Origin of the sequence: Pseudomonas gorinensis (assembly GCF_042015035.1) — a bacterium.
In the GTDB taxonomy this organism is placed as follows: domain Bacteria; phylum Pseudomonadota; class Gammaproteobacteria; order Pseudomonadales; family Pseudomonadaceae; genus Aquipseudomonas; species Aquipseudomonas gorinensis.
The window spans coordinates 2843757-2855792 of record NZ_CP167125.1 but is presented as its reverse complement, the minus strand read 5'-3'; the positions used below and the strand labels follow the sequence as shown (position 1 = coordinate 2855792).

The window sequence follows — 12036 nt, the reverse complement described above, 5'->3', positions numbered from 1 at the left end:
CCTTAAGCCGACTGGCGTTCCCAGATGTACAACGTGGCCGGTGCCGGCTCCCAGATCCGCGCGTTCTCGATGCCCGGCAGGCTCGACAGCGCCTGGTACTCGGAGGCCATGGCGACGTAGTCGTCGGTCTCGGCGAGGATCGCCGGCTTGCACGCAATCGGGTCGCGGATCACCGCAAAACCGTTGCGCGTGCCGATGGCGAAGGTGAAGAAGCCGTCGAGGTCTTCCAGGGAATGGTCCAGCGCCTCTTTGAGCGAATCGCCCTGTTGCAGGCGCCAGGTCAGGTAGCCGGCGGCGACTTCGGTGTCGTTGTCGGTTTCGAAGTGGATGCCTTCGCGCTTGAGTTCCTGGCGCAGGCGGAAGTGGTTGGACAGCGAGCCGTTGTGCACCAGGCACAGGTCGGCGCCGGTGGAAAACGGGTGGCTGCCTTCCATGGTCACCGCACTTTCGGTGGCCATGCGCGTGTGGCCGATGATGTGGCTGCCCTGCATGCTCGCCAGGCCGAAGCGCTGGGAAATCTCCTCGGGCAGGCCCATGCCCTTGAGGATCTCGATGCTCTGCCCGGCGCTCATGATGCGTACGCTCGGCGCCAGTTCGGCCAGGGCCTGGCGCACCAGGGCTTCGTCGGCGTGGATCTTCAACACGGCGGCGCTGGCGTTCTGGAACCAGTCCAGGGAACAGCCGAGGCGCCCTTCCAGCTCGCCCATCAAGCCTTTCCAATCGAAGGCTTCGGTGGTGGCTTGCAGGGTCAGCTTGACCCAGCCATCGGCGACTTCATCGCCGTAGATGGCAAAACCGGCGCTGTCCGGGCCACGGTCGGTCATGGCTTGCAGCATGGGTTCAAACAGCTGGCCGAGCTGGGGTTCCAGCCGCGGATTCTTCAGGTACAGGCCTACGATTCCACACATAACAAGTCTCCGTCACACGGTGTCAGAAAAATTCGGTATAGCGCTGGATTTCCCAGTCGCTCACATGGCGGCTGTACTCCACCCACTCCATGCGCTTGAGCTTGATGAACTCGCCCACGATCTGCGGGCCAAGTACTTCGGCGAACAGCGCGTCGGCTTCCAGCGCGTCACAGGCTTCCTTGAGGGATTGCGGCAGGGTCTTGATGCCGCGTTCAGCGATCTGCTCAAGGCTCAGGCTGTAGAGGTTTTCGTTGCAGACGTGGTCGATTTCCAACTGGCGATCGATACCGTCCAGGCCCGCGGCGATGATCGCGGCGCTGACCAGGTACGGGTTGCAACCGGCATCCGGCAGGCGGAACTCCAGGCGGCCATACGGCACGCGCACCATGGCCGAGCGGTTGTTGGCGCCAAACGCAATAAAGGCCGGGGCCCAGGTGGCGCCGGACAACGAGTTGCCGACCACCAGGCGCTTGTACGAGTTGACCGTGGGCGCGGCGAACGCACACAGCGCCGGGCCATGGGCGAGCAAACCGGCGGCGAAGTGATAGGCGAGCTTCGACAGGCCCATGCCGCTCGGATCGCTGGCGTCATGGAACAGGTTTTTGTTCTCGGCGCTGCTGATCGACAGGTGAAAATGCATGCCGTTGCCGGCGCGTTTCGGGTCGGGCTTGGGCATGAATGAACAGATCATGCCCAGGTCATTGGCGATCTCGCCGGCGGCCATGCGGAAGAAGGTGAAACGGTCGGCCGAGGTCAGGGCGTCGCTGTAGGTGTAGTTGATCTCGAACTGGCCGTTGGCGTCTTCGTGGTCGATTTGATAGACCTCGAAATCCACCGCCTGCAAGGCTTCGGTCAGGCGCTCGAGGAACACCCGCGAACGGGACAGGCCCTTGTAGTCGTAGCAAGGCTTGTCGAGGTTGTCGCTGGGGTCTACCAGTTGCAACTTGCCCTGCTCGTCGCGGCGCATCAGGTTGAATTCGGGTTCCAGGCCGGTGTTCAGCGTCCAGCCCTTGTCCTGCAGGCGCTGCACCTGCTGTTGCAACACGTAGCGGCTGTCGTAGGGATGGGGCTGGCCGTCGACATGACCGACGCACACCACGCGCCCATAACCTGGCTGCCAGGGCACCGGGGTCAATGTCGAGAGATCGCCGCGCGCCATAAAGTCCGGGCCATGAGGCTCCATGCCCATGCCGCTGATGGCAAACCCGGCGAACCCCGCGCCCTCTTCGGCCACGGTCTTGAGCCCACAGATCGGCACCGACTTGGTCTTGGCCGCCCCGTGTATATCCACAAACTGCGCAAGCACGTACTTGATCCCGTGCTTGTCGATGATGCGCTGGGTTTCTGCTGGCAACATTGCGTGTCACTCCTCGCGAAAGGCAAAACCGTGTGGGTGGGCCTAGGCTGTCTTTTTATTCCTAAAAAGAAAGTTAGTTTCCCAACAGGAATGCAATACCCTTGCCAGATTCGCGAGCGGCGGATTGATGTGCCGGTGAAAGCGCTTTTGTGCTGTATATATGGGAAAATTCTTTTCCCCGCAGGAATACGTACAGCGGGGTGGCCTTCAAGCGCCAGACCTTGCACTTTCCCAGTGCGAAAATAATATTACTGAACGGAAACCGTGCAGGAGCCGATGATCATGTCCACCGAAACCGCCCCGCGCCTCAAGCTCGAGCAATACCTGGGGCTGCAGATCAAACGCCAGCGCCAGGCCCAGGACCTGAAGCTGTCCGACGTGGCGAAGATTGCCGATATCAGCCAGGGCATGTTGAGCAAGATTGAGAACGCCCAGGTGTCCACCAGCCTCGATACCTTGAGCCGCCTGTGCGATGTGCTCGGGCTGCCGTTATCGAAGTTGTTCAGCGAATACGACCAGCAGGATGGCAGCGCCTTGCTGGTCAAGGCTGACCAGGGCATGGAAGTGGTGCGCCGGGGGACCGAGAAGGGGCATACCTATCACCTGCTCAACCATACGCGCGGGCCGAAGAAGAGTTTCGAGGCGTACATGGTGAGCATGGATGACGCCAGTGAGGAGTTTCCGACCTTTGCTCATCCGGGGACGGAGTTTTTGCATTTGCTGGAGGGGGAGTTGATTTATCGGCATGGCAATCAGCTGTATCGGATGGAGGCTGGGGACAGCTTGACGTTTGAGGGGGAAATTCCTCATGGGCCGGAGGAGTTGGTGCGGGTGCCGATTCGGTTGTTGTCGATTATGAATTATGGGGGGGATAAGGAGTGATCGTGGGCATATCCGTTATTTTGGGGGTGGGGGTTTCGTGTACATATCCGTTTCTGCGGTAACGGCCACTGGCGGTTCCGCCCTTACGGCGGGTCACTTTTGGAAAAGAGCCCCAAAAGTAACCAAAAGGGCTCCTGCCCACCACTCGGTGCCTCGCCTAGGCTCGGCATGCCCTCACTCCGGCTTGAATCCGTGGGCCGCCGTCCTGGGCCATCCCTGGCCCAGGACGGCTAACCCGGCGTCCTGCCGGGTTACCCACGGATTCAAGCCTGCGTTCGGCCAGCGTGGTTTAACGGGGCGCCTAAGATCAAGATCAAAAGCCAGAGCAAAAGCAGAGCAAAAGCAGAGCAAAAGCAGAATGAGGTCTACCTGACTTATGGAGATATCTGACCTGTGGAGATCCAAATGTGGGAGGGGGCTTGCCCCGATAGCGCCGGGTCAGCTAACAAATAAGTGACTGACACGCCCTCATCGGGGCAAGCCCCCTCCCACACTTAACCGAGTACACCAGCCACAACACCGGTCGGCTCGAAGGCCGCCGCGCTTTGGCTTTTGATCTTCGGCGCCCCGTTAAACCACGCTGGCCGAACGCAGGCTTGGAGCGTGGGTAACCCGGCAGGACGCCGGGTTAGCCGTCCTGGGCCAGGGATGGCCCATGACGGCGGCCCACGCTCCAAAGCCGGAGTGAGGGCACACCGAGCCTAAGCGAGGTGCCGAGTGGTGGGCACAGACCTTTTGGTTACTTTTGGGGCGTTTGCGTTTGCCAAAAGTGACCCGCTGTAAGAGCGGAACCGCCAGCCGCCGTTACCTAAATAACGGATATGTACTCAACCCAACCCAACCCAAAAATTTCCCCCCAGTTAAAAATCTTTCCCAAAACCCCTAGACGCCCCGCCCCCATTCCCCTATAAAGCCACTTCAGGAATATTTTATTCCCCACAAGAAAACGCGCTCAAGGAATGAGCCTGCTGTCCTCAGACATTTTTTCGCTATGCGATGAGCTGCCGCCATCATCCCGAGGACGTGTCATGCAACACGAAAAAAACCATTTCATCATCAAAGTCACTTGTCCCGCGGTGTCCGGCATTGTCGCTGCCGTCACCACCTACCTGGCAGACAAGGCGTGCTACATCGGGGAGATGGCGCAGTTCGACGATGACTTCAGCGGCCGCTTCTTCATGCGCGCGGTGTTCCGTTTCAACGATGGCCATGCGGGCAACCTGCAAGAGATCAGGGACGGTTTCGCCGAGGTCGCCCAGGCCTTCGATATGCAGTGGGAACTGTACGACACCCGCGAGCCGATGCGCGTGATGCTGATGGTGAGCAAGTTCGACCACTGCCTCACCGACCTGCTCTACCGCTACCACAAGGGCGAGATGGACATGACCATCACCGCCATCGTCTCCAACCACCTCGACCTGCGGCCCATGGCCGAGCGTGAGGGTATTCGCTTTATCTACCTGCCGGTGTCCAAGGACAACAAGGCCGCGCAGGAAGCCGAGCTGATGAAGATCGTCGACGACACCCGCACCGAACTGGTGGTGTTGGCGCGCTACATGCAGATCCTCTCCGACGACCTGTGCCGGCAACTGTCGGGGCGGGCGATCAATATCCACCATTCGTTCCTGCCCGGTTTCAAGGGCGCCAAGCCCTATCACCAGGCTTATCAACGCGGCGTGAAGCTGATCGGCGCCACCGCGCACTACGTGACCAGCGACCTGGATGAGGGCCCGATCATCGAGCAGGAAGTACAGCGCGTCGACCACGTGTACAAGCCCGACGACCTCGTCGCCATCGGCCGCGACACCGAAACCGTGGCCCTGTCCAAGGCGGTCAAGTACCACCTGGAGCACCGCGTCTTCCTCAACCAGGACAGAACGGTGGTGTTCCGGTGAGCGCGCCCACACTGATCGACGGCAAAGCCGCCGCCGCGCAGGTGCTGCTGCAAGTGCGCGAGGACGTGGCGCACCTGCATGCGCAAGACATTCAACCGGCCCTGGCGGTGATCCTGGTGGGCAACGACCCGGCCAGCCAGGTCTATGTGCGCAACAAGATCCTGCGCGCCGAAGAGGTGGGCATCCGCTCCGTGGAGCATCGCCTGCCCGATGACACCAGCACCGAACAACTGTTGATCCTGATCGGCCAACTGAATGCCGACCCGGCGATCCACGGCATCCTCCTGCAATTGCCGTTGCCGGCGCAGATGGACGAACTGCGTGCCTTGGAGGCCATCTCACCGGACAAGGACGTCGATGGTTTTCACAGCCAGAACGTCGGCGGCCTCAGCCAGGGGCGCGCGGTACTCACGCCGTGCACGCCGAGCGGCTGCCTGTACCTGCTGGAGCAAACCTGCGGCGACCTGCGCGGCAAACACGCGGTGGTGATCGGCCGCTCGAACATCGTCGGCAAACCCATGGCCGCGCTGCTGCTCAAGGCGGACTGCTCGGTGACCGTGCTGCATTCGCGCAGCCAAAATGCCCAGGCCCTGTGCAAACAGGCCGATATCGTGATCGCCGCCGTAGGCCGTGCACGCTTGATCGACGCCAGCTGGCTCAAGCCTGGCGCGGTGGTGATCGATGTCGGCATCAACCGCATTGACGACGACGGCCGCAGCCGCCTGGTGGGCGATGTCGACTTCGACAGCGCCCTGCCCCATGTCGCCGCCATCACCCCGGTGCCCGGCGGTGTCGGGCCGATGACCATTGCCTTCCTGATGAAAAACACCGTGGCCGCCGCCCTCGCGCAATACCACGCCCTACGCAGCCAATCGGAGGCCGTATGCCATTCAATCTATTGAAATACGGACTGAGTTCGGAGTACCCGGTGGAGGTGGACCTGCCACCGCCCAAGGAACTCAAGGCCAGCTATGACGTCGTGATCATCGGCGCCGGCGGCCATGGCCTCGCGACCGCCTACTACCTGGCCAAGTACCACGGCATCACGAATATCGCAGTGCTGGAAAAGTCTTACCTGGGCGGCGGCAATACGGCGCGCAACACCGCGGTGATCCGCTCCAACTACCTCACCAGCGAGGGCGTTCGTTTCTATGCCGAGTCGGTGAAGATGTTCCAGTCGCTGTCCAACGAGTTCGACTTCAACATCATGTATTCCGAGCGCGGCCAATTGACCCTGGCCCACACCGACGCCACCGTGCGTTCGTTCCGCCAGCGCGCTGAGGTCAACAAGCACTTCGGCGGGCGTACCGAGATGATCGACCGCCAGCAGATCCGCGAGCTGGTGCCCAGCCTCAACCTCGACCCCGGCCACTTGCCGGTGATCGCCGGGCTCTGGCATATCGACGGCGCCACCGCGCGCCACGACGCCGTGGCCTGGGGCTACGCCAAGCAGGCGGCCAAGCGCGGCGTGGAAATCCATCAGCTCACCGAAGTGCAGGACCTGGTGATCGAGAACGGCGCCATCACGGCGGTGAAGACCAATCGCGGCACCATCCGGTGCGGCTGCGCGGTGCAGGCGATTGCCGGGCACAGCTCGCTGCTGATGGCCAAGGCCGGCATTCGCTCGCCGATCCAGACCTTCCCACTGCAAGCCATGGTCACCCAGCCGTTCAAGCCGTTCCTCGATCCGCTGGTCAGTTCCTCGGCGCTGCACTGTTACGTGCAGCAAACCAGCCGCGGCGAAGTGGTGTTCGGCGGTGGCTCCGACCCTTACCCGCTGTTCAACACGCGCTCGACCCTGGACCTCAAGGAAAGCCTGCTGGCCCATGCCATCGAGATGTTCCCCTTCCTCGCCAATGCCAAGTTGATGCGCCAGTGGGCCGGGATCACCGACATGACCCCCGACTACAGCCCGATCATGGGCCTGTCGCCGGTAAAAAATTACTACCTCGACGCCGGCTGGGGCACCTGGGGCTTCAAGGCCACGCCGATCTGCGGCAAGACCATGGCCGAGCTGGTCGCCAGCGGCGGCAAGGTGCCGGAGCTGATCAAGCCGTTTGGTCTCGAACGTTTCTCGACCTTCCAGCAAGTCAACGAGATGGGCGCCACGGCGGCCAGTCACTGACGGAGAGCGGACTATGAAAATCATGATGTGCCCGCTCAACGGGCCACGCAATATCAGCGAGTTCACCTATGGCGGTGAATTCAAACCGATGCCCGACCCAGTGACGTGCAGCGATGCCGAATGGGCCGACTACGTGTTCAACACCGACAACCTCGCCGGTGTGGTGCGTGAATGGTGGATGCACACGCCCTCCAGCTATTGGTTCCTCGCCGAACGCCACACGGTCACCGATGAAATCCTGCGCACCTTCGATCCCCGCGAGTTATTCACCACCCGCGTCGACTTCACCACCGCCAAGGAGATCGCCGGATGAACCGCCTCCCCGCCCCTATGGGCCTGCTGATCCAGCGTGACCAGCCACTCGATTTCAGTTTCGACGGCCTGCCCTACCAAGGTTTGCAGGGCGACAGCATCGCCAGTGCCCTGCTCGCCAACGGGCGCTTCCTGATGTCGCGTTCGTTCAAATACCACCGCCCACGCGGCCCCTTGACCATGGCCGGCCAGGACGCCAACAGCCTGGTGCAACTGCCCCGCGAACCCAACGTGCTGGCCGATGCCCACGCGCTGTCCGCCGGCTTGGCCGTGACGGCGCAGAACGTCAACGGTTCGCTGGACAACGACAAGGACGCCTACCTGGGCAAGTTCTCCAGGTTCATGCCGGTGGGTTTCTACTATCGCTCGTTCTACAAGCCCAAGGGCATGTGGAAAGTCTGGGAGCCGATCATCCGTAAAAAAGCCGGCCTGGGCGTGCTCGACCTGAGGTTCCAACCCGAGTACTACGACAAGGCCTACCTGTTTACCGACCTCGCGGTGATCGGTGCCGGCCCCGCCGGCTTGCAGGCCGCGCTGACCGCCGCGAATGCCGGAGCCAAGGTGTTGCTGATCGAACAGCAGCCGATCCTCGGTGGGTCGCTGACCTATGCGCGCTTCGATATCGCCGGCACCCGCGCCGACACCTTGCGCCGCGAGTTGCTGGACGCGGTGCAGCAGCACGCGAATATCCGAGTGCTCACCGATGCCACCTGCAATGCCTGGTTTACCGACAACTACCTGCCGGTGATCCAGGGCAAGCGCCTGTATAAGGTGCGCGCGCAACAGTGCCTGGTGTGCAGCGGTTCGTTCGACCAACCGGTGGTTTTCCGCAACAACGATCTACCGGGGGTGATGCTCACCAGTGCCGCGCAACGCCTGATGAAGCTCTATGCGGTCAAGCCCGGCAAGCGCGCCGTGGTGCTCACCGGCAACGATGACGGCTACCTCGCCGCCCTCGACCTGCATGACCAGGGCGTCGACGTGGCCGCCGTGATCGACCTGCGTCACGCTCCGGCAGACAACGCCCTGCCCGCGGCCCTGGCCCAGCGTAAGATCCCGTGCCTGACCAACAGCACGGTGTTCGAGGCCCTGCATGAAAAAGGCCTGCGCCATGTGAAGGGCGTCGACGTGCGTCAGATCACCGGCCAGGGCCAGGTCAGCGCCAGCGGGCAAGTGATCGACTGCGACCTGCTGTGCATGTCCGCCGGTTATATGCCGGTCTATCAGTTGCTGTGCCAGGCCGGTGGCAAGCTGGCCTATGACGACTCGCGTGCGGAGTTCAGCCTCAGCGGTTTACCGCAGAACCTGAATGTGGCCGGCTCCGTGCACGGTCGGCACCAGTTGGACAACGTGCTGGCAGACGCCACCAATGCCGCCGCCGACAGTGTGCTCGCCCTCGGCTTGAAGACTGCCAGCCCGCGCGTGCCGCTGCGCAGCGAAGCCCAGGTCAACTTCCACTGGCCAATCTTCCCGCACCCCAAGGGCAAGGACTTCGTGGATTTTGACGAAGACCTGCAAGTGGCGGACATCGTCAACGCCACCCGCATCGGCTACCGCGATGTGCAGTTGGTCAAGCGTTACTCCACGGTCGGCATGGGCCCGTCCCAGGGGCGCCACTCGGCGCTGCCGACCGCGCGGCTGGTGGCCTGGGCGACCCAGCGCAATATCAGTGAAACCGGAGTGACCACCGCACGGCCGCCATTCGTGGCGGAAAAACTCGCGCATGTCGCCGGGCGTGCCTTCGACCCCTACCGCCAAACGCCGATGCACGCGCGCCATGTGCAAGCCGGGGCGAAGATGATGCCTGCCGGTATCTGGCAACGCCCGGCCTACTATGGCAAGCCCGAGGACCGCGAAGCCTGCATGCAGGCCGAAGCGCTGCACGTGCGCAACAAGGTTGGCCTGATCGATGTGTCGACCCTGGGCGGCCTGGATGTACGCGGCCCGGACGCCGCCGAACTGCTCAACCGCATGTACACCTTTGCGTTCCTCAAGCAGCCGGTGGGCCGTTCGCGTTATGCGCTGATGACCAATGAACACGGCGTGGTGATCGACGACGGCGTGTGCGCGCGGCTGGCCGACAAGCATTTCTACGTCACCGCCACCACCAGCGGCGTCGACCGCATCTACCAGCAGATGCTCAAGTGGAACGCGCAGTGGCGCCTGGACGTGGACGTGACCAACGTCACGGCAGCGATCTGTGCGGTGAACGTGGCCGGGCCGGATTCGCGCAAGGTGCTGGAACAGGTGTGCAGCGACCTCGACCTCAGTGCCGAAGGCTTCCCCTACCTGGGCGTGCGCCAGGGCACGGTGGCCGGGATCAAGGCCCGCCTGCTGCGGGTGGGTTTCGTCGGCGAACTGGGCTATGAAATCCACGTACCGGCGCGCCACGGCCTGGCGTTGTGGGACGCGTTGATGACGGCCGGCAAGGCCTTTGACATTCGCCCCTTCGGCGTCGAGACCCAGCGCCTGCTGCGCCTGGAAAAAGGCCACGTGATCATCAGCCAGGACACCGATGGCATGACCCACCCGGCGGAAATCGACATGGGCTGGGCAGTGAGCCGCACCAAGCCGTTTTTCGTCGGCCGCCGCTCGGTGGACATCCTCGAAGCCCAGCCGCTGAAACGCAAACTGGTGGGCTTCAGCCTGCCCAAGGGCAGCGTACAACCGCTGGAAGGCCACCTGGTGCTCAACGGCGCGGACATCAGCGGCAACGTCACCTCCTGCGAATACTCCAGCAGCCTGGGCCGTATCATCGGCCTGGCCTATGCCGGGATCGACCAGAGCACACCGGGGCAGCGCATTCCGATTCGCGTCGAGGGCGGCATCGTCGTCCAGGCCGAGGTGGTGCAACTGCCGTTCTTCGACCCCACCAACCAACGCCAGGAGGGTTAAGCCATGACCAGTCTGAAAGCCCACGAATTGTTCACGCCTGCCTGCCAGTTGCAAGATCAGACCGACCTGCCCCGGGTTGGCTTTCGCGGTACGCAAAGCGCCGAGTACCTCAACGCACGCGGCTTCACCCTGCCCGATGCGCCCAACCGCGCACTCGCGCAGGCCGACGGCGGTTGGGTGGCGCGCCTGTCGCAGAACGAATACCTGTTGTTGGGCAGCCCCCAGGATGAGGGCCAGCGCATCGCCGATGAAGAAGCGCGCTGGGAACTCGACCACCGCGCCAACTACCTGCTGCCGCGCCAGGACAGCCATGCCTGTGTGCGGCTCAGCGGCGGTGTGATTGCCCAGGTCATGGCCAAGCTGTGCGGCGTCGACCTCAGCCACCCGGCGTTCAAACCGGGAACGGTGGCGCAGACGTCGGTGGCGCGGGTCAATGCGATTGTCATCCACACAGGGAGCGTGGAGGTGCCGGCGTTTCATATCCTGTGGGATCGCGCCTCGAAGGAATACTTCGAGGGCGCGTTAGTGGATGCGTTGGAGGAGTTTGGCGGCGTGGATCAGTCAGTTTAGGCGTGCCGTAAAGCATTCAAGATAGGCCCGAACCATCATGGAGTAAGGTGCCTGGGGTTTGGCCATGGATTTCATTTGTTGTACGGTACGGTCGCGCAGGTGCTTCAATCCCTGCTCGATAAGCTTGTCCTCGTCGGCGTAATCGTATGCGGGCTTGGACGCCCGCAACTTCAATTTTTTGATAAAGGTGGTAATTTCCACCACCTGACTTTCCATGAACATCAGCTGACGTAGCACGCGAGTTCTATCCTGCACCAACCCCAGGCGGTTAAGGCCGTAGATCAGAATCGAGACCGAACCTCGCAGATCGAGGTTGTGCCTGAGGGTCAAAGCCAACTCATCACGAAACTCTTCCCGGGTTTTCGGGTCGAGTCCGATGCTCGAAGGGATTGCGCCCACATTCGGCCTAGCCAACATCAGCCCGATGATATTCTTGAAATCTATGTAGTAATCCAGGTGATCTTTCGGCTGATCCAGGCATGGGTTCAGCAACAAGGGGAGCTCCTTGGAGCTATCACCCGTCCGGTCGGTTACACGTGCTCCCAAGACCGGAAAATGCGTACCTTTGCCCGTGAATGCGGAACGTGGATCCTCGAACTGCCCTTTATGTTCCAGCAGCACCACAGGTTTGCCTGATGCCCTAGGTAAGCTTTGGCTGCGACGTTGGTTGCAGTAGATGCAACTGGGCAACAAGTTGTCCCAAGCAGCACCTAGCCACCAATAACCCTCGTGATCCGCTTCGCCTTGCACGCTTTCTTTGGGTCGGTAATGCTCAACTTCCATCGCCGACGTTGCGTAATAGAGACTCTCGCAGTAGGCACACTTGCGGTGGAACATCTCATTGAGTCGCGCACGGACGCTATCGTGCCCGTATAACTGAAAGGGCGATGGCGGTTTAGCGACGGTCGCGGGAGGCTTTAGTCCTGCCAGTTTTGCCTGCGCTTTGTTCTGCTCGTTCAGCGCGCGGATTCGCGCTTTTTCCTTGATGTATGCCTCCACCTTCACCAACTCAAGCTCCGCCTCCGAACGGTGGCCAAGAACGGCGACCATCACCTTTGGCGTGGAGTATTGACTTCGGTCCACATAACGCAT

At 61.9% G+C, this 12036-nt stretch carries 10 protein-coding genes; 7 read left to right on the top strand and 3 right to left on the bottom strand.

Annotated features, from left to right (window positions below; translation table 11 throughout):
- Positions 1 to 2: 2 nt before the first annotated feature.
- Positions 3 to 908: a class II glutamine amidotransferase gene (locus AB7933_RS13140; RefSeq protein WP_024074678.1), complete on the bottom strand. Its 906-nt coding sequence runs from the start codon at positions 906 to 908 to the stop codon at positions 3 to 5.
- Between the two features lie 22 nt (positions 909 to 930).
- Positions 931 to 2265 (bottom strand): type III glutamate--ammonia ligase, encoded by a 1335-nt coding sequence (gene glnT / locus AB7933_RS13135; RefSeq protein ID WP_024074677.1) that lies wholly within the window; start codon positions 2263 to 2265, stop codon positions 931 to 933.
- 282 nt (positions 2266 to 2547) lie between these two features.
- Here glnT and AB7933_RS13130 point away from each other — a divergent pair, with 282 nt between their 5' ends.
- From AB7933_RS13130 to AB7933_RS13100, 7 genes are all read left to right on the top strand, one after another.
- Entirely contained in the window at positions 2548 to 3147 is a 600-nt protein-coding gene (locus AB7933_RS13130; RefSeq protein ID WP_041161149.1) for a helix-turn-helix domain-containing protein, read from the top strand.
- A gap of 1028 nt (positions 3148 to 4175) precedes the next feature.
- Entirely contained in the window at positions 4176 to 5042 is an 867-nt protein-coding gene (purU, locus tag AB7933_RS13125) for a formyltetrahydrofolate deformylase (RefSeq protein ID WP_024074674.1), read from the top strand.
- Entirely contained in the window at positions 5039 to 5944 is a 906-nt protein-coding gene (gene folD / locus AB7933_RS13120; RefSeq protein ID WP_024074673.1) for a bifunctional methylenetetrahydrofolate dehydrogenase/methenyltetrahydrofolate cyclohydrolase FolD, read from the top strand. Before purU ends, folD begins: the two co-directional genes overlap by 4 nt.
- Positions 5926 to 7167, top strand: a complete 1242-nt coding sequence (locus tag AB7933_RS13115; RefSeq protein ID WP_024074672.1) for an FAD-dependent oxidoreductase — start codon at positions 5926 to 5928, stop codon at positions 7165 to 7167. The genes folD and AB7933_RS13115 overlap by 19 nt, the downstream gene beginning before the upstream one ends.
- A gap of 13 nt (positions 7168 to 7180) precedes the next feature.
- A complete protein-coding gene (locus AB7933_RS13110) occupies positions 7181 to 7480 on the top strand; it encodes a sarcosine oxidase subunit delta (RefSeq protein ID WP_024074671.1) in 300 nt (99 codons plus the stop codon).
- A complete protein-coding gene (locus AB7933_RS13105; protein WP_024074670.1) occupies positions 7477 to 10374 on the top strand; it encodes a 2Fe-2S iron-sulfur cluster-binding protein in 2898 nt (965 codons plus the stop codon). The genes AB7933_RS13110 and AB7933_RS13105 overlap by 4 nt, the downstream gene beginning before the upstream one ends.
- Positions 10375 to 10377: 3 nt before the next feature.
- The gene (locus AB7933_RS13100) at positions 10378 to 10944 is read left to right on the top strand and encodes a sarcosine oxidase subunit gamma (protein ID WP_024074669.1); all 567 of its coding nucleotides are present in this window, start codon (positions 10378 to 10380) and stop codon (positions 10942 to 10944) included.
- Here the strand turns inward: AB7933_RS13100 and AB7933_RS13095 are convergent.
- Positions 10936 to 12036 carry an HNH endonuclease gene (locus tag AB7933_RS13095; protein WP_024074668.1) on the bottom strand — a complete coding sequence of 367 codons (1101 nt, stop codon included), beginning with the start codon at positions 12034 to 12036 and terminating at the stop codon, positions 10936 to 10938. The genes AB7933_RS13100 and AB7933_RS13095 overlap by 9 nt on opposite strands.

Excerpts from the sequence above, each read along its gene's own strand:
- AB7933_RS13140 (WP_024074678.1), bottom strand. The coding sequence starts at position 908 with ATGTGTGGAATCGTAGGCCTGTACCTGAAGAATCCGCGGCTGGAACCC.
- glnT (WP_024074677.1), bottom strand. The coding sequence starts at position 2,265 with ATGTTGCCAGCAGAAACCCAGCGCATCATCGACAAGCACGGGATCAAG.
- AB7933_RS13130 (WP_041161149.1), top strand. The coding sequence starts at position 2,548 with ATGTCCACCGAAACCGCCCCGCGCCTCAAGCTCGAGCAATACCTGGGG.
- purU (WP_024074674.1), top strand. The coding sequence starts at position 4,176 with ATGCAACACGAAAAAAACCATTTCATCATCAAAGTCACTTGTCCCGCG.
- AB7933_RS13115 (WP_024074672.1), top strand. The coding sequence starts at position 5,926 with ATGCCATTCAATCTATTGAAATACGGACTGAGTTCGGAGTACCCGGTG.
- AB7933_RS13110 (WP_024074671.1), top strand. The coding sequence starts at position 7,181 with ATGAAAATCATGATGTGCCCGCTCAACGGGCCACGCAATATCAGCGAG.
- AB7933_RS13105 (WP_024074670.1), top strand. The coding sequence starts at position 7,477 with ATGAACCGCCTCCCCGCCCCTATGGGCCTGCTGATCCAGCGTGACCAG.
- AB7933_RS13100 (WP_024074669.1), top strand. The coding sequence starts at position 10,378 with ATGACCAGTCTGAAAGCCCACGAATTGTTCACGCCTGCCTGCCAGTTG.
- AB7933_RS13095 (WP_024074668.1), bottom strand. The coding sequence starts at position 12,036 with ATGCGTTATGTGGACCGAAGTCAATACTCCACGCCAAAGGTGATGGTC.